Source organism: Clostridiales bacterium (assembly GCA_017569285.1).
In the GTDB taxonomy this organism is placed as follows: domain Bacteria; phylum Bacillota; class Clostridia; order Christensenellales; family Aristaeellaceae; genus Aristaeella.
This window is the reverse complement of sequence record CP069419.1, coordinates 1,786,305-1,804,519: the sequence shown is the minus strand read 5'-3', so window position 1 is coordinate 1,804,519 and position 18,215 is coordinate 1,786,305. Positions and strand designations below refer to the sequence as shown.

The 18,215-nt window shown below is 52.6% G+C and carries 11 protein-coding genes; all 11 read right to left on the bottom strand.

Translation table 11 applies throughout. The features are described from left to right. Nucleotides 1-2 precede the first annotated feature (2 nt). Nucleotides 3-1,253: a UDP-N-acetylglucosamine 1-carboxyvinyltransferase gene (locus JNO48_07665; protein ID QTE69711.1), complete on the bottom strand. Its 1,251-nt coding sequence runs from the start codon at nucleotides 1,251-1,253 to the stop codon at nucleotides 3-5. 189 nt (nucleotides 1,254-1,442) lie between these two features. Next, nucleotides 1,443-7,547: a protein kinase gene (locus JNO48_07660; GenBank protein ID QTE67097.1), complete on the bottom strand. Its 6,105-nt coding sequence runs from the start codon at nucleotides 7,545-7,547 to the stop codon at nucleotides 1,443-1,445. Nucleotides 7,548-7,562: 15 nt separating this feature from the next. Continuing rightward, nucleotides 7,563-12,071 carry a type VII secretion protein EssC gene (gene essC, locus JNO48_07655; GenBank protein QTE67096.1) on the bottom strand — a complete coding sequence of 1,503 codons (4,509 nt, stop codon included), beginning with the start codon at nucleotides 12,069-12,071 and terminating at the stop codon, nucleotides 7,563-7,565. Nucleotides 12,072-12,086: 15 nt separating this feature from the next. Then, on the bottom strand, nucleotides 12,087-12,314 hold the full coding sequence (locus tag JNO48_07650) for a hypothetical protein (protein QTE67095.1): 228 nt from the start codon (nucleotides 12,312-12,314) through the stop codon (nucleotides 12,087-12,089). 1 nt (nucleotide 12,315) lies between these two features. Further along, nucleotides 12,316-12,696, bottom strand: coding sequence for an FHA domain-containing protein (locus JNO48_07645; GenBank protein ID QTE67094.1), 381 nt, complete (start codon nucleotides 12,694-12,696; stop codon nucleotides 12,316-12,318). A 28-nt stretch (nucleotides 12,697-12,724) separates the two neighbouring features. Beyond that, a complete protein-coding gene (locus tag JNO48_07640; protein QTE67093.1) occupies nucleotides 12,725-13,033 on the bottom strand; it encodes a DUF4176 domain-containing protein in 309 nt (102 codons plus the stop codon). 301 nt (nucleotides 13,034-13,334) lie between these two features. Next, nucleotides 13,335-13,667, bottom strand: a complete 333-nt coding sequence (locus tag JNO48_07635; protein QTE67092.1) for a DUF4176 domain-containing protein — start codon at nucleotides 13,665-13,667, stop codon at nucleotides 13,335-13,337. 63 nt (nucleotides 13,668-13,730) lie between these two features. Next, a complete protein-coding gene (locus JNO48_07630; protein ID QTE67091.1) occupies nucleotides 13,731-16,160 on the bottom strand; it encodes a hypothetical protein in 2,430 nt (809 codons plus the stop codon). A gap of 146 nt (nucleotides 16,161-16,306) precedes the next feature. Further along, nucleotides 16,307-16,708 (bottom strand): hypothetical protein, encoded by a 402-nt coding sequence (locus JNO48_07625; protein ID QTE67090.1) that lies wholly within the window; start codon nucleotides 16,706-16,708, stop codon nucleotides 16,307-16,309. An 18-nt stretch (nucleotides 16,709-16,726) separates the two neighbouring features. After that, entirely contained in the window at nucleotides 16,727-17,059 is a 333-nt protein-coding gene (locus tag JNO48_07620; GenBank protein ID QTE67089.1) for a DUF5082 family protein, read from the bottom strand. Between the two features lie 751 nt (nucleotides 17,060-17,810). Beyond that, nucleotides 17,811-18,083, bottom strand: a complete 273-nt coding sequence (locus JNO48_07615) for a WXG100 family type VII secretion target (GenBank protein QTE67088.1) — start codon at nucleotides 18,081-18,083, stop codon at nucleotides 17,811-17,813. Nucleotides 18,084-18,215: the final 132 nt, after the last annotated feature.

The following is an 18,215-nucleotide window of genomic DNA, read 5'->3' as shown; positions in this document are numbered from 1 at the left end:
GGTTACAGCACGGTCTCCCGGCTGATTTCCGCTCCCAGGGAACGGAGCTTGTCCTCAATGTGCTCATAGCCCCGGTCGATATAGTGGGGCTCGTAGATTTCGGATGTTCCGCGGGCCATCAGGCTCGCGATGATCAGCGCCGCTCCGGCCCGCAGGTCCGTCGCCGTCATCGGCGCGCCGTACAGCTCCGGCACTCCCTCGATGATCGCGGTGCGCTCCATCACGCGGACGTGCGCGCCCATGCGGCGGATTTCGTCCAGGTGGCGGAACCGCTGCTCAAAGATCGTTTCCTGCACGATACTGGTGCCCTTCGCCGTGGTCAGCAGCGCGCTCATCGGCTGCTGCAGGTCCGTCGGGAAACCGGGATACACCTGCGTCTTGACGTTGATCGCCCGCCGGGGGCCGACCACCCGCACGCGGATCGCATCGTCGGAATCCGTGACCTTCACGCCCATTTCCAGCAGTTTCGCGCTCAGGGCGTCCATATGTGTCGGGATACAGCCGTTGATGACCACGTCCCCGCCGGTCGCCGCCGCGGCGATCATCAGGGTGCCCGTCTCAATCTGGTCCGGGATGACCGCGTAGGTGCTTCCGTGCAGGTACTGCACGCCCCGGATGCGGATGATATCCGTACCGGCGCCGCGGATCTTCGCGCCCATACTGTTGAGGAAGTTGGCCAGGTCAACGATATGCGGCTCCTTCGCCGCGTTGTAGATCGTGGTATTGCCCTTTGCCTTGACGGCGGCGAGCATGACGTTCACCGTCGCGCCGACGGTGACCATATCAAAGAAGACATCGCCGCCGGAGAGGACGTCCGCCTTCGCCGTCAGCATGCCGCCGATTTCCCCCGCTTCCGCCCCGATGGACTGGAAGCCCTTCAGGTGCTGGTCCACCGGCCGGGAGCCGATTTCACAGCCGCCGGGGGTGGGCACATTGGCCAGGCCGCAGCGACCCAGCAGCGCGCCGAGCAGGTAGTAGCTTGCCCGCAGGCGCTGCGCGTTGTGATAGGAAATGCTGGTTCCTTCCGCCGGACGGGGGTCCACCCGCATCATGCGGCCAGGTTCGTAATCCACTTCCGCCCCGAGTTCCTTCAGGATATCCGCCAGGGCGTGAACATCCTCAATATCCGGCAGGTTCTCGATCGTGCACGGTTCATTGCTCAGCAGGGTCGCCGGGATCACCGCCACGGCCGTGTTCTTGCCGCCGCTGACCCGGACCTGTCCCTCCAGCGCATGGCCGCCGGTCACCAGCATCCGCTCTTTGGCCAAAGATGTTCACCTCTTTCCGGAAACGTTCATCGTTTGAATTATTATACACTTTTCTGTTCCCCTTGACAACATTGACACCCCACAATTAAGGGGGACAGGCACTTCCGGCCTGTCCCCCGATTGCGGTATCAACGGTCCCTGTGTCAGGTAATACGGGGATCCGGGTTCCTTTTATCAGCGTATTCCGTTCCTGTCCAGGAAAATCCGGCACTCATCCATACTTGTGACGATTCCGGCAATTTCCTCCCGGCTCTTGCCGTTATAGCGTTCTGACCTGAGCTGTTCAAGAACCGCCGGATATATCTTCAGCTGGGTAGACATTTCAAACAGAGTATCGTAGAAAGCTTCATCATCCTGCAGATATGCACTTGCTTCGGGACCGCAGATAATCATCTGGATCAGTCCGGCTCCGTCCGTGCTTCCACTCAGGTAAAGGTCGCACCACATATTATACTCGCCTGCTCCCGGTTCCCGGTTCAGTGCGAACTGATAGCAGCGCCGGACAAGCCACGTCAGGTTCTGGTCTTTATCCCGGGCTTCCTTCAGCGTAATGGAACCCTGTTCCAGCCCTTCCCGCGCGCACAGGTTCATACATTCCGGACTGACCAGGAGCTGGCTTGCCACATAAGCTCCGCTGAATCCTTTGTCCAGTATTTCAATCAGGTACGCGTCATCGCTCGGTCCCCTGCCCAGCATAATCCGGAAGAGGGAAGCAACCCGCTCCTTGTTGGAAATGTTTCCGCTGCGGAACGCGTCCGTATACACATACGCTTCCACGATGTCGCTCATCACCGTGCTGTTCGGGATCTGCTGCGCCCAAGCCTTCCGATCACCTTCGCTGAGCCAGGTCATATGGTAAATTTCTTTATATGCCCGGAGAACACAGTTGTTCACCTGATTGCCGCCGGAAATCTCACGGCTGAAAAGCGCTGTTCCGCATTCATCCGCTTTTTCCGCGCTGTTCAGGTAGTCCTGCATCTGGTTAAACCCGGCCAGCGCATCGCTGTAACGGCCTTCTTCCATTGCCTTCAGCGCTTCATTGTACTTTCCGAGGCGGCTTCCGCCGTATTTCTCCCGTTCCGCTTTTGTGAGACGGAACTGATCCAGGTATTCCGCACACTCGACACTCCTGATCAGTTCCTCCGCCAGGTCCAGCCGTTCCTTGCCTTCCGTCAGTTCCCTCACCCGGTTGGCCTGTTCATCCGCGCCCGGATCCCGGCCGAACATCAGCCTGAACAGCATCGTTACATAATCCGGATCGTTCAGGTATCGGTTCTGCATTTCCTGGGATGTCAGGAACTCCATCAGGATCTGCTCCATGTTCATATTCTGGTTCAGGTAATAATCCGTGAACAGATTCAACTCATATCCGGAAGCATTCCGGTTCAGCGCTGCCCGATAGCTCTTTACAATAAATCGGGTGACCTGGTAATTCTGGTCCCGGGTTTCTTCCAGGGGAATATCCCCGATGCCCAGGCCGTCATCCCGGCAGATATTCGCGAATTCAGGAGTATGGATAATGTTCCACAGGACCGCGTTTACCGTCATTCCCACATTCAGGTATTCCACGCTGTTCTCCGATCCCTGATACGGTTCCTTTTCCAGGGTCGCTTTATAATCCGAATTATAATTAATTTCCCTGTTCATCAGAACCGCAAACAGGACGCCCACCCGCTGCCGGTTGGTCAGGTTGCTGTTGGCAAATCGAGGTGCCATAGCAAAGCTGGTCGCAAGCGATGCGCCTGTCACATCATTGACCTCAATCTCCCTGGCCCACTGCACCTTGTTGTTGCGGTCCAGGTCTTTCTGTTCAAAGATATACCGGTATGCCCGCTTCGTCATTTTATACGTGGCCCCGCCGGAAGCAACCTCGCTGCAGAACAGCTCAAAGTCGCATTCATGCGCCAGGGCTTTGCTGTCGTTATATTCGCCCAGGGAAACGAACAGATTATATGCCTCCTTATAGCTGTTTCCCTGGTTCATATAAGTCTTGGCTGTCCGGTAATTGATAATCTGGTTGCATTCATTTGCCAGCTGCACACTGTTCTCATATCCGCCGTTTGAATTCAGATCCCGCAGCAGGGCAAGCGCACCGTCCGGATTCCCCGCGTTCATCATCGCAACCGCATCCGCGTACTGGATCATTTTATTGCAGGTTACAAGGCTGCTCGGACTGTCATGGAGGGAGCCCAGTCGTTCAAAGATCTTTGCCGCTTCCCTGGGATTTTCCTTCATAATGTTCTTGGCCTGGGCATAATCCAGTTCATTTTGGCATTCCCGGGCTCTCTGGGCAGCAATGTAGATGCCTTCCGGCAGGGATGCGAACTTGTCATGCGCCGCCTGGTAATTGGAAATGTTCATCAGGCTCTGTGCTTCATTGTACGTATTGATGTGACCGATCAGCACATCCGCATCGCTGTATCCTTCTTCAGAGAGCTTCCTCAGCCGGCGGCCGGCACTTTCAAAGTCGCCATTCTGTACCTCCCTGAGGGCGTTGCTGTAGTCAATATGCTGGCTGCATTCCTTCTGCATCTGCTGAATCGTTGCTTCTTCCGGACGGTTATATGCGCTGATCGCGTTCAGCTGCCTCAGGGCGCCTTCATAATCCCGGTCCGTATCCATGGTGGTCCTTGCTTCCCGGATCGTCCGGACCACTTTCAGCCGGTCCCTGGCATCCTCATAATCGCCAAGGCTGCTGAATGTGTTTTGCGCACCCTGGTAATCCCCGGCTGTTTCATAATTCAGTCCGATCCGGTAATCCCGTGCTTTCCGGGCAGTCGCCGCCATTTCCTTGCCGGATGTTACCTGGCCTTTCCCGTTATAGGTCCCCAGCTCATCAAAGATCGCAATCGCCTGCTCAAAATCAGCTTCGTTGTATTCCTCTGCCTGCTGTGCCTTTTCCAGCAGTTGGGTTCCCTCTGTATACTTCTGCCGGTTCAGGACTTCCGTATTTCCTGCTTCCGCCACATTGGGCAGTTTCTCGCTCAGTTCCGCGTAAATCTTTCCGGCAGCCTCAAAATCGCCCTTGGCCATCTCTGCTTCCGCACGGATTTCCGCGTCCTTTTCCATCGCCTGGGCACAATAGTATCCAGCCCATCCATCCGCAAATCCGGTGTCCAGGGGCTCCAGGAGAAGCAGGGCGTTGACATAGTCCGGTTCGGACTGGCTCAGGTAAATTCTCGCTTCCAGGTAGTCAATCCAGTTCTGGCATTCCTTCGATCTCTGCGATGCCCGTGTTCCGTCCGGATGCACATATCCACGGTTTCCCAACACATCAAATGTTTCTTTCGCACCGGAAATCGTTTCAATTCTCTGGCCCCAGACCTGGGAACGGACAATGTGAATATCTTTGATCCCCTCTTCCAGCTTTTTAACCGCCATGTCATAACTGTCCCGGTCGCTCAGCCGGCCCTGTGCATTCATGGCCTTTTCTGCCGAATCCCCATAGTCACCGAGTCTCTGGTAAATCTCCAGGGCACTGCTGTAATCGTCTTTTGCCTCCAGTGCCTCTGCCCGCCTGTATTCCTTGGCATTCATGGCTTCCGTCACCATGGCCCTGGCACTGCGGTCTTCCGTCCCGGTCCGGACAAAATTCTGCAGGGCGCTGAATGCCTGGATTGCCTGGTCGAACATCTCCTCATCGTACGCGTCATTTTCCACCGCAGCCTGCAGCAGTCCGACCGCGGCGTCATAATCACGCCATTCCTGGATTTTTTCCTTCCCGGCTTTTACAGCTTCTGCCTGATTGGCATCTTTCCCAAGTTCATCATAGATTTTTTCAGCGGCTTCATAATTTCCGCTGATGATTTCCGCCTGGGCACGCGTTTCCGCTTCGCCCCGTTTTGCTTCGGCTTTCCGCTCCAGCGCCTCCCCGCCGGCAAACGAATCATCCAATGCCTCAAAGACAGGCTGCGCTTCATCATATCTCCTGTCCAGCAGGTAAATCCTGCCCGTCAGGAAATTGATCCACTGTTCGCATTCCTTCGCCTTTTCACTGGCGGAGGTACCTTCTCCGGGATAGGTATATCCGGCCGGCAGGTAATCGAACGTATTTTTCGCGTCCGTGAACCGGCTGATTGCCGTGCTCAGGTTTTCCTTATTGTTGCTGCTTTTATAGAACGGCTCGGCTTCCTTCATTTTGCCGATCGCTTCATCAAATCTGTCCCGGTTTTCAATATCTTTCTGGATTGTACTCACCATCGAGTTCGCGTCTTCATGACCGGGAATCTGCCTGAACAACTCCAGAGCGCCTTCGAAGTCATTTTCCCCGTACGCCTTCCGGGCGCGGGTATAGATGTCCCATTTTCTGGATGCCGCTGCCATATCGGCTGCGCTGTATGATCCGGTATTGTCTTCAAATTCGAAGCCTTTCAGCTGGCCGAACAGATCCTCCGCTGTTGCGTACTCCTTCTGGTCGTAGATGGCCAATACTCCCTTAAAAGCAGCCCGCATCTGTACTTCTTCCAGCAGCTCCGCCACAATGGTTTCCCGGTACTTTTCCGTCTGCAGTTCATCGAGGTCGTTCACCGCAGCTTCATATGATTCCGCAGTACCCTCATTGATCAGCACCAAAGCTTCCTGGTACTTCTTTTCAAGGCCAGCTTCTTTTTCAAGCTGTGTTTCTCCCAATGCATTGTAAATGCCTGCCGCTCCGTCATAATCGCCTGCCTGCATCAGGTTTTCCGCTTCCCGGAGCTTTCCGCTCTTCTGGCTTTCCTCAATGTACTGGTCAATCTCTTTCCGGGTATCCTCCGGATAATAAGGCTGAATCTGTTTGTACAGGTTAACAGCATCGTTGAAGTTTTCCACAGTACTGCCGTTCTTCCGTAAATATTCCGCTTGCCTAAAGTTGTTATCCCTTTCCTTGATCTTCTTGCTGAGTTCTTCTTTTCTTTCCTTCGCGTCCTGATAGCCGTCCTCAAAGTTTTCCAGGGCTTTCTGCGCCTCGTCATAATTTCCGGCTTCAAGCAGTTCAATTCCGGCTGAATAGGCTCTCTTCTTCTCCTCGCTCCGGTGAATCAGGATTCCCCCGACCAGCAGGATAATCGCCGCCGCAACTCCGCAGATTGATCCGATCAGGATTTTCTTGTTTCTTGCTTTCCGCTCTTCTTCTTCCTTCTGCTTCTTCAGCAGTTCCTGCAGTCTTCTTTCTTCCTCCCTTTTTTTCTCCATCGCTTCGATCGCTGCAATCTCTTCCGGGGTCAGCACGGTTTTCCGTGTCCCCTCAGAACCGATGGAATGCAGAGAATTCCCGTCTTTTGCTATCCTGTCTGCATTGATAACGGTGGGGCGGACAGAAGTCGTCCGGCCCAGTATCCCTTTCACGGGTTTCGGGGGTTCTTCCGTTTCACCCCGCTGGAATCTTTCCAGTGCTTCGCGGAGCTCCACCGCCTGCTGATACCGGTCTTCCGGTTTATATTCACATGCCTTCAGGATAATCCGGGCCAGTGCCGGGTCTGCATCCGCCGGCGCCGGAATCTTTTCACCGCTGATCCGCTTGCTTGCTGCTTCATCCCGCCGCATAGTCGTACTGGCCAGGCTTTCCATAAACGGCAGCCGGTTTCCGTTTGTGTAACGGTACATCACCAGGCCGAGTGAATAGATATCCGTATATGCACCGGCTTCCTTCATCTGCATGATTTCCGGAGCCATATATGCCGGCGTACCTTTGGCGGTAACAACAGATTTCAGCCCGCCCAGGCTGCGCGCGGATCCAAAGTCTCCCAGTTTATAGTCGCCGTTTTCATTGACAAATATATTCTCAGGCTTAATATCCCGGTGGATAATATTCTTTTTGGCAATCAGCTCCAGTGCCTGGCAGATATCAATTCCCATCCGGACCACTTCATCCTGGGTCATCCGGCCGGCCATTGCCCGGTTCGCGACTGTTTCCAGCAGTTCCATCCGGATAAAAATATCGTATCCGGGCATATCTGCCTTTTCCAGCACCTGGAAATCTTCACAGGAAACAATATGCGTCTGGCCTTTCAGCTCCCGCATGAATTCATATTCACCGCGGTATTCCTTTACAGACTGGAACACATAATCCCGGATCACCGCTTCGTTGGTCGTTCCGACCTCCTCGCAGATTCTCCGCAGGTCCTGCTGGTCCAGCGGAAAAGAAACATGCTTGATGGCGGCTTTGTCAACCAGCCCTCCGGACTCCTTCTGGACCTCATATACCGTCCCGTAGCTTCCCCGGCCGATAATCCGGACGATATGCCAGGATCCAAACACAGAACCAAACTGTTTTTCGATTGCGGTGAAATCGTCAGCCATGTCCTTTCCCTCCTGTTATTCCTGTGACCCCGGTGAAACCAGGCGGATACGCTGCAGTTTTTCCTCAGATACGAAGAACGCATCATCCCGGCCGAGTTTTTCCGCATTGGCGCGGATTTCCATCAGCCCGATATCAAAGAATTTGATCTGACCTGCATTTTCAAAGATAATTGCCTGGCGTGTATCACGGATATGCTTCAGCAGCTCCGGTCCGCTGTAGGAAACCGCCTTATTGTCAATTCCGGCAAATACGAAGAAGATCCTCATCCGCCGGTATCTCTGGCTCATCCGCTCAAACTGGCGCATCGCTTCCTTATCCTCGGAAACAGCGGTGATTGCTTCCATTGAATTCAGAACCACAACCTCCGCCGGCATGTCATCCAGGATACCCATTCCGTTGTCATCCACCTGGTCAAACCGGTCGCGGGCAATCTCCGCAACTTCACCCACGAACACCGGAGCGTCCGCGGCTTCCAGTGAATACGTAATATTGTCCGCTTCACTGTACTGCCGCAACGCCTTCTCATATCCGTCCACCACCCGGATATTGATCGCATCCGGATACTTGACGGCATATTCCATCAGGAAGCGCAGCATCGTCTTGTCGCCATTGCCCACCTTGGGTGTGCCGATCAGGGAGATTTCAAAATCAGCTGTCATATCCAGCCACATGGGCTCGACTTCGCTGTAGCTCAGCGCATAAGGAATGCTCTGGCCGCCGTACTTGCTTCCGAACATTCCCGTCACCACATCCGGAGTCAGCACAGTCGGAATCTCCGGAATCATCTGGGTCCGTTCTCCCGCGGAGTGTTCACTGATAAACCGCTTGCTGTCGGCGGATCTCTCCTGATCATTCTCGCCGGCAAACGGCTGGTACACCTGCGCCTCCACCAGTTCCTTGTTCATGCGCAGCAAAACACGGCCGGGGATTTCCGGCAGTGTCCGCCGGCATCCTTCCAGTGCGGAGCTGTATTCAGATGTATCCGAGCAATGGAAAGCAATCCGGTTATCAAAGTAGCAGATCCGTTTATATCCCAGCGCGCTTGCCTGGGCGGTTGTCACAATCACCGACAGTCCGACTGCCGGACCGTCCCGGAGAATCTGCAGGAGTTCTCCGCCATATTTTTCATCATATACTTCCTTGAAGACGACAAAGTTGTCGATCATCAGCACCATTGCCGACATGTCATCCGCACCTGTTTCCAGATACGCCGGGAATGTCAGCACGCTGGCCTCAAGCAGTTTTTCCTTCCGGACCGCGATCTCCGTGCGGAGCATCTTGATCAGGTTCTTCATCCGTTCTTCATCATCCAGTGTCACCACACCGCCGATCACACTCAGCTTCTCCATGGTTTTGAAGACACCGGAGTTGAAGTCCATCACATAGAAGCCGACCTCTTTGGAAGTCATGTTTTCAGCCGCAGCCCGGATGATCGTCTGCAGCATGGTCGTCTTACCCATCTGGCTTCCGCCGACAATCATCAGGTTTTTGCCCGTCAGGTCAACCGTCAGGGGGACCTGGATCTGGACAGACGGAATATCCACCAGGCCAATGGGCACCTGGTACCTGGATTCCGTTTCAGCGGGCTCCCATTCCTTTTCGCTCGGAAGCGGAGGCAGGCAAAGCTTCCGGGGTTCCGCAATCCCGGACTGCTTGTACGCGTCGATAATCGCTTCCCGCACCGTCATGAACTGGGTAATGATTTTCGCCTTTTCGTCCTCGCTCTTCTTCGGCGGAGCATACCGGAACAGGATCTTCCGGCGGCCGGTCAGCGATACTTCGTTCACCTGGAACGCATTCTGCTTGTCCCCGGTCGTCGCGATGGAACCGCCGCTGTAGCCAGACTGGAACAGCTGGAACATCTCCGCCCGGTTCACTTTAATGTAAGCGCGGCCCGGCTCCCGGATTTCCGCCGCCAGCGGGGATTCCAGCATTTCGTTGGAGTCCTCCCGGGTCTGCACACGCAGGCACATCCGGAAGTCCATATTGCTCAGGATCTGGTCGTTCACAACACCATGGGGCTTCTGGGTGGAAAGAATCAGGTGCACCCCCAGGCTTCGGCCGATACGGGCCGCAGAAATCAGCTCATCCATGAACTCCGGCTGCTGCGCCTTCAGTTCAGCAAACTCATCCACCACCAGCAGCAGATGCGGCAGCGGCTTTTCCAGCCGTCCGGCCTTATACTCCCGGGTGTAATCGCTGATATTGCCGACCTTGGCGTCTGCCAGCATCTGTTGGCGTACAATCAGTTCCGCTTTGATGGACGCCAGGGAACGCAGTAATTCACCCGCTCCCAGGTTGGTAATCACGCTCGTCAGGTGCGGCAGGCCTTCCAGCTGGTTGCCCATACCGCCGCCCTTAAAGTCAATCACCACAATATTCACATCTTCCGGAGAGAAATGCCAGCACAGGGACATCAGGTAGCTGATGATGACCTCGCTCTTACCCGAACCGGTTGTACCTGCCACAAGTCCGTGCGGTCCATGGGCTTTTTCATGCAGGTCCAGGTACTGCAGGGCATTGTTGCTGGCAATGCCGATTGGTACCGAAAGCGATTTCTGGGGAGAATGCGCCTTCCAGTTCTCCAGCACCTGTTCTGCTTTCGGTTCGCTGATCTTCAGCGTATCATACAGGGTATATTTATCGGTCAGCTGGCTGGCCAGGCTGATCTCACTGACATATACCGGCGACAGATGCCGCCCGACTTCTTCCAGCACCTCATCCGGCACTGCCTGGTACTGGAACGGCTGGTCCGGATTCTTGTCATACATGTCGACAATAACCCCGCCCATCTGGTTATTGAACAAGCGGACCATTACCGTACAGCCAATCGGCTGGTCTTCCCGCTGTTCGGACCAGAAAACAAACACCACGTGAAGCTCCGCCGCCCGGGGAATAAACTTCATCAGCGGGTGCTGCATCACTTCACTGTCGGAATGCACATAAATCACGATCCAGGATCCCGCCGCTCCTTCTGAAGCCTCCCGATCCGCAAGGCGCTTGTAAAGCTCCTCCAGCATCAGGTTGCGGCTTTCCATGTCATTGGCGATATTCCGTCGGTTCATCTGGCCGTTCCAGACATGGGGCAGCATCCGGTAGGCATTCAGCTGGTCATCAAAATCCCGGTCGCAAAGCAGGTAGAGCTCCACATCCTCCGGCAGGTGCCGGGTAACCAGGTCCAGCGTCGCGATATTCATGGTCTCGCGAAGGCTGGTCATGTCTCCCAGGACGCCGATCGCGTTCGCTTTCGTTGCATCGATCACACCCGGCAGGTTATCATTATAGCGGTATTTTTCCTGCAGCCGTTCCGGCTCATGGATCATTTGATCCTGTTCGCTCAGTTCCTTATGCGGCGTCCGTTTGACCTGGCGCCTGCTGAGCAGCCGGCCGTATCCCAGCCGGATATGCAGGAAATCTTCATCCGCAGCTGTACGGTCAAACAGCTCCGGGGAAAATTCCCGTACATTCTGCAGTTCCTGTTCCGGGCTGATGTAGATATTCTTCATCACTTCCCGTTCATCTTCCCGGCAGGCCTGGATATATGTTTCCCGCTCCTGCAGGTATTCGGAATAGTCCGTCAGGCGCTTCGCGGCCTTTTCCCGGTATTCTTTCTTGTCCCGCAGAATTGTATAAACACTTGTAATCGCACCGACACCCATCATGCCAACGCTCATCAGCATGGACCCCGCGCCGCCGCCGGTCCGGTTCATCACCAGCACCAGGGCCACCATGGCAATCAGCGGCATCAGCGTCATCAGGATATTCTGTTTTCCCTTGTCCTGCAGCTTCGGCGGATCCAGCACTTCAATTTCTTCGGACGGAATCACATAGTGATACCGGCTGGTCCGGATCATATGCGGATATTCCAGGTGGCTGATGGAATCCGTCCGGTCCCGGTAGTTCAGGGCATTCACCTGGATGTCATTCGTGGTCATCAGCATCCGGTTCCCGGTATACACAAACGTACTTCCTGCCGTAAAGATAAAATCATACGGATTCAGCTCAACCTGCTGGCCTTCCATTACCCGGCTCTCGTTGACATATACGCCAAGCGGAACATCTCCGGGCTGAATGAATGTATGATCGTTTTCATGAATCAGGAAAAACGCCGTCTGGCCCTGCCCGATTGTCGGTACAGTCACCGTTGCGTCCAGGTCGCTGCCAAATGAATGCGTTCCGTCCAGCAGTTCAATCCGCCTGTCATACACCGGCTGATCTTCTTCCGCAAATGTCACAGTCAGCGTAAACACTGTGCCGGCATCCCGGTGAGTCACAGTCACCGTTGTATCATCGAAAACCGTCAGCGTCTGGGCTTCCCCGTCCCCGTTCTGAATCCGGGTTTCGCCCTCACCCCGGAGTACAACCTGCTCTTCGGATACCATACAGGTCAGCTTTACACCGGCTTTGCTGTAAACGGCAATATCCGTCCGGTCCCTGCCGATTGTAAACAGACGGCAGGGCTGCGGCAGCGTAAATGATGTCTCTGTATCAGGCGTTGCGATCGTCCATCGTATCTGTTTCATTTCCAGGCTGCTCCTTTAATAGTACAGTGCGGTTCCGTTATGAATTCCGTAATCTGCTACCTTGGTGTTTCCGCTCAGATACGCGATTGGGTTTTCCGCCCGCAGGGCTGCCGGTTTTCTTCCCGTCAGCCCAAGGCCCTGATGAAGCGCGTTGATCAGCTGTTCAGCACTGATATCCATCGGGATCTCCACATCCCGTATGCTCCCGTCCGGCAGATGCAATACAACGATGGACGTATTCATGTCAGATATCCTCCTGAATGATTTCCTCCACGGTGAATACCGACATACCCAGCCGGATCTGGTCACCGCTTTTGATGGAAGTCTCGACCCCCGGAAGCAGTCGTTTCCCGTTCACATAGGTGCCGTTGGTTGATTTCAGGTCTGTCAGCGTATACCCGTCATCTCCGCATTCAATCCGGCAGTGCTGCCGGCTCAGTCCAAGCCCCGGGAATTCCAGCACGCCGTCATTGTCCCGGCCGCTTCCGATCGTGAATGTCTCTTTGTCAATCAGCAGCTGCGTACATTCCGGCGTGTTCATCCCGCAGATATACAGCGCGGGAACAAACTTCTTCTGAACCTGGACAATCGGTTCATAAGGGGCTTCTTCTTTTTTCCAGAACATTCACTTATATCCTCCGTTCGCAGGTTATTCACCAGTTTTGAGCGTCGGCACGTTCAATATTCGGATGCTCCGCCAGGAAACGGTTCAGGGCATCCTGTATGGTCTTATCATCTTTGTCTTCATATCCGCGGAATACGATTTTTTTGATCCCGTTATGATTGAAATACATCATCTGGTCGCCGGTCAGACCTTCCGGATACGGAACGCCGCCATAATCAAAGAAGAAAACCTTATTGTGACGACGGACATTGAGCCCACGGGCCATCACCACAAATTTACGGTCGCTGTCATTCAGTATCACAATGCTGCCCAATGGGCAGAAATGAATGTTTGCCATGGTTTTCCCCTCTTCAGGTATTATTTTATTTTTCAGGTTTGGCACGGGCTGAATAAAAAAGAAAGCACCTCAACCCGCAATCTTCTTAATCGTTAAAACTCTACCATCTTTCCCGTTGAATGTCAATGTTCAGGCGGCTTTTTCCCATGATTCCGGCTGTATTTCCACCCGGTATTATTCGTCCTCGACAAGCCAGTCCATTTTTCGGTGTTTTCCGTCAGACCGAGCTTGATTTTGCATCCTTCAATATTATAACTGCAAACAAAAAAACCGTGGTTTCCCGCGGTTTTTCTGCCTCCGGTTATTCTTCTGCTGCTCCGGCCTCTTCCCACTCTTCGATTGTACAGCGATTCAGGTCCGGATGACTCTCCACATAGTCATTGATGACCTCTGTCAGGTCCCGTGTTCCCTCATCGTTGTACCCGGTGAAGTATACCGTATGAATGTCATCATGGTTGAAGTACGCCATCTCATTATTGATCAGGCCCTGCGGATGAAGCACTCCGCCATAATCAAAATAGAATTCTTTTCCGCCGCGCGTAACGCTGAGCGCCCGACCGATGATAATCAGTTTCTGAGAACCGCCATTCAGTAATACCACGCTGCCCAGGGGAAGATAATTGATCCGTGCCATAACAAGTCACTCCTTTATGATTATTGAGGTTCGCTTCAATTGAATCCATTCCGCTTTTTATGATCACTGATATTCTGTCCGGCCTGTCTTATGAGATTCCTTCGTAGTTTCCCATCCGCTGTTCGGGTTGCTGCTTCTTGTTTTCTGAACCGTTTCGGTTTCCTTGCCATAGGTTGTTTTTTCCCGAACCTTCCCGGCATCCCGTTCCGTGGTTGACTCTGAGTATTCTGTCTTCACGCGGCCTCTTCCGGTAATTGTCTGATCTTCTTCCCGGGTTCTCTTCTCAGTCTCCTTAACCCGGCGCTCATCTTTATACGTTGTGGTTTTTTCGTCCGTTGTCGTATGTTTCCCGAAGCTCGGGTCCTTCTCATCGTATTCTTTGGATGTCTTATGCGTTTCCTTGACCGAGGACCCGTCTTCGTTCTTTGTGATATTTTCTTCCTTTGTTGAATACTTCCCGCGGGTACTGTTGGTTGAATATTCCTTTTTCGTTACATTCCCGTTCTCATCCGTAACAGTTTTGGTATATGTGTGACCGGCGGCTGCATCGCCCTTGCCATAGTCATAGCTGGACCGCTCATATTCAACCGTTTCTTTCTTCGTCTTCGCGTCTACAGAAGATCTTACTTCTCCTTCGCCGACAACTTCGCCGTTCTCCCGGTATGTGATCTTTCCTTCCTTCGTCTGCGCTCTGCCTTCTCCGGTCACGGTTCTGGTCTCAGTTTCCTTTTCAACGTATTTATATGTCCTGTCTTTGTCATAATAAATCCGTTCTGTTTTCACTTCATACTTTTCACCGGTTTTTTCATCTGTGCGCGTCTCTGTTTTTACCGTTTTTGTCTTGCCGCCCGTATGGTCGGCCTTGTATTTTCCGGCAACGTTCTTGCTTCCGCCCTTGACAAAATCCTTTCCCATTGAATAGTAGAAATCATCGTCCGAAAGCTTTTCCTTGACTCCGTCCACACCTTCGCTGACAAATGTGCCGAACAGCTTGCTGCCGCTGGAAGAGATGACATTCGTAAACCCGCCGGTCAGTGCCGTGGAAATATACTGGCCCGCCTTGTTCCCGTCACTGCTCTTGATCCATTGCTTGTATCCTGTCTTGTTTCCAAGAGCATCACCCAATTCGTTGGTCAGCGAGCTGAATCCGCTTTCTGCGGCTGCACCCCACATTTCCATCTTATCCCACTTTTTGTCGGGATTCACAGCACATTCTAAACTGTATGCCGTTGCTCCGACCACTGCGTTTCCACCAACTTTTATCGTTGATTTGAGGAATCCATCCTTCATCCGGCCGGTTCCGAAATCCAGCATGTTGGATCCGACCGATGTGACCAGGTCTTTCCCCAGGTCCGAAACAGCAGCCTTTCCGGCATCCTTGAATGAATCCTTCCAGCTCTTGCCGGCATACCTGGAATCCACCAGTGTATTCAGGCCAGTTTCCAGATGGGATACACCTGTCTCTGCAACCCCTTTGATCGTATTGATCGCCAGCTTCTTCCCGGCCTGTTTCAGTGCGGATCCAGCCAGTCCCCTTAATGCGCCGTCTGCCTTTACCCCAATGAAGGAAGTCGCCGCACCGGCTGCACCTCCGATCGCACCCTTAAGCGCAATCTTGCCCCAGTCCAGCTTGCCAAAACTCGCGCCGGTTTCCGCCCACTGATCCAGGCCTTCATGAATCGCACTCTTGACCGCTCCGGTAATCGCGCCGGTTACCACGGTGCCGACCGGACCAAGTGTTGCCGTAGCCGCTACGGTAACCACGGTGCAGACCACGTCGGTTACAAAGCCCCAGAATGCAGCTTTCTTTTGCCGTTCTTCCTTTTCCCGCTGTATATCAGCCTGTTTGGTTTCTTCCTGCTTTTGCAGCGTTTCCAGCGCTGTTTCTATCTGCTTTTCTTTCTGCTGGGTTTTATCCGCCAGGGCCAGGAACGCGCTCCCCGCATCGTTCAGTTTTGCCTGGTATCCGGCTTTGTTGAACTTCTCCGGATCCCCGTCCAGCTGGAACTGCAGCATACTTTCCAGCTTGTCAAGGCAAGCGTCAATTTCCGAGAATTCGTTTTTGTAATCAACTTCTTCAATGGTTCGGATATCCTGTTCCCATTTCTCAACCTGCTTAATCAGTTCTTCTGTTTTTGTCACCAGTTCCGATCCCTTTCCGGAATCGTAACTGTCCCTCATATCGCCGGAATTAAGCAAGTTGGTACTGGTTGTAACAAACGTTCCGTTTGAATTCTCGAAATCCTTCTTTAATTTATCTTTCAGTTCACCGGCAATATCCTTCAGTACCATGGTATGGATGATTGCGCCATAATCTTCATCCATGGCAGTGTATTTCCCGACATAGGCTGTAAAATTCGAGGCAATCAGCTGCATGGTCTGTCCGATCAGATCGATTGAATTCTGATAGGTGGCATCCATATAGTCATGGATTTTCGTAGCCGCTTTTCCCTCAAAGCACTTACTGCTCCAAAGTGCGCCTACCGCACTCATGAATTCCGCGCCGTCCTCCTGCATTTTTCCGCTGGACGAATAATATTTCGTGTTTTGATCCCTGAGAGATGTCATATCGACCCGATACTCACTCATATTCCCACACCCTGCCATTTCCAATCGAAATGTCGGTCGTTCATGCACACTTAGGTTTTATCCGCGTTTTCAAGCCCTTCGGCAACCGTCCGGATTCTTGCGATATCCCGCTGCACCGTTGTGCCAAAGACTCCCATCAGCTTCGTAAGCCTTTCCATCCTCTCCGCATATCCGGTAACGGTCGGCAAAACACCAAGCGCTGATCTTGCGCTTTCCAGCACTCCGGTGGCCAAATTCGTTCCCGCATTCAGACTGGATCCGCCAAGCGCATGAAATACCGCGCCGCTGACAGCAGCATTGGCCACATAGCCTATAAGCGATCCACCGAGGAACTCGCTTTTTTGTTTGATGTTATCCAGTTTTCCATCCAGTTCAATACGTTTCAGGGCAATGATTATTCCATTCAAAGCCCCGTTATGTACTGCAATGATTGAATGCACATTGCCAGCCATCTGCTGACTCCCCCTTATTCAGTTAGTCAGTTTTGTAAGCGCTGTTTTTATATCTGTCAGAATCGGAATATACTGGTTAGATTCCCTCTGCGCCCGATTGATCTCGTCCTGGATGTCATCATGGTATTCATCCATCCGGTTATACGTCTTTTTCACCCGTTCGGTAATCTGGCCCATATCCTTGTTGAATTTCTTTTTCAGGTCGCCCTTCCATACTCCGTGCTTTTCAACCAGTTTTTCCCCTTCATCCAGGCTCCGGTAATCCTTGATGGTGCTTTTCGGGCTTTTCAGGGAATTGTAGGCCTTCTGCAGTCGGTCTCTTTTACCTCCGGCATTGTTCTGCTTCCTCAAAACACCGCTCATTAAGTTCTCAAGGGCATCACGAGACCATCCTTCATATGACGCCATATGTATTCATCCCCTATCTGTTTTCAAATCGCGATATCAGTACTCAATTCCGTGGTACCATATCCATTCAAAATACCAGGTATTCTGAATCCAGATGCTTTTAAACATCCGAAGCAGCAAACCCATGTGAATCAGCTATAAACACAAGCGCCTTTCATCGTTTAATTTCTTCTCAGATACAGGATATTGTTCCGGCATCTGAAGAGAAGCAATCCTGCATCATCCGGGTTGTATCTGAAAAGCCATCCCGGAACAGTGGCAGCTGCTGCTTCATATGACAGAATAACCAATGACCAGAAATTGAATGCCTGCTAATTCTTTCCTTTTCAGGATTTTTTTCACTTTTGACAGAAACCAATGCAGAATCAATGGCTCACGATCTGCTTATCATTATGAATTTATCATTTTTCATTTCAAATGTCAATGTTGTGGGCAGGCTTGCCAACGGACAGCTTTTACCAGCCGTCCGGAACCCTCTGTCGTAAGTCTATGCAATCATTAGTTATACTTAGACAGTCGCTATGCAGCAAATGAAAAAACACCTGCAGAAAAAGCAGTGTCTGCTGGAGTTGTTAAGAAGACACTACCTGACAATTGAGCCCCGGAAACAGAATAATTAATGGCCGGAGAATCATCTCCGGCCATCAATATAATTGAACTGTTTCCCGACATTTTTCCTTCGATGTCAGGAAAATCAGGTCCGGTCTGCCTCTTCGAAGTTCCGGGCGATCGTCTCCAGGTTGGCAGCCAGGGTGGCCATCAGCTCAGGAATGCTCTTCGTCAGGGTGGGTTCATGTTCTGCCCAGGCAGACAGGTACTTGTTCTTCGCTTCGCCTTCCCACTGGTCGGTCACAGCGGTAATGTTGCTCTTGATCCGGTTTGCCAGGTCAGACGCTTCATTTCCGTTCGCCTTGATCTTCGCAGCATAATCACGAAGTGCATCCGGGCTCAGTTTGATACTTGCCATTGTTCTTACCTCCCAATATTTGTTTATCATTAACCTCACTATACCGAGGCCAATTCCGAATTAGTATTCAACGCCTTTTTTCATAAAATATCATGGCGTCCCTGTTTTGTCAACCGAATTCATTCCTTTTCC

Excerpts from the sequence above, each read along its gene's own strand:
- JNO48_07665 (QTE69711.1), bottom strand. The coding sequence starts at position 1,253 with ATGCTGGTGACCGGCGGCCATGCGCTGGAGGGACAGGTCCGGGTCAGC.
- JNO48_07660 (QTE67097.1), bottom strand. The coding sequence starts at position 7,547 with ATGGCTGACGATTTCACCGCAATCGAAAAACAGTTTGGTTCTGTGTTT.
- essC (QTE67096.1), bottom strand. The coding sequence starts at position 12,071 with ATGAAACAGATACGATGGACGATCGCAACGCCTGATACAGAGACATCA.
- JNO48_07650 (QTE67095.1), bottom strand. The coding sequence starts at position 12,314 with ATGAATACGTCCATCGTTGTATTGCATCTGCCGGACGGGAGCATACGG.
- JNO48_07645 (QTE67094.1), bottom strand. The coding sequence starts at position 12,696 with ATGTTCTGGAAAAAAGAAGAAGCCCCTTATGAACCGATTGTCCAGGTT.
- JNO48_07640 (QTE67093.1), bottom strand. The coding sequence starts at position 13,033 with ATGGCAAACATTCATTTCTGCCCATTGGGCAGCATTGTGATACTGAAT.
- JNO48_07635 (QTE67092.1), bottom strand. The coding sequence starts at position 13,667 with ATGGCACGGATCAATTATCTTCCCCTGGGCAGCGTGGTATTACTGAAT.
- JNO48_07630 (QTE67091.1), bottom strand. The coding sequence starts at position 16,160 with ATGAGTGCGGTAGGCGCACTTTGGAGCAGTAAGTGCTTTGAGGGAAAA.
- JNO48_07625 (QTE67090.1), bottom strand. The coding sequence starts at position 16,708 with ATGGCTGGCAATGTGCATTCAATCATTGCAGTACATAACGGGGCTTTG.
- JNO48_07615 (QTE67088.1), bottom strand. The coding sequence starts at position 18,083 with ATGGCAAGTATCAAACTGAGCCCGGATGCACTTCGTGATTATGCTGCG.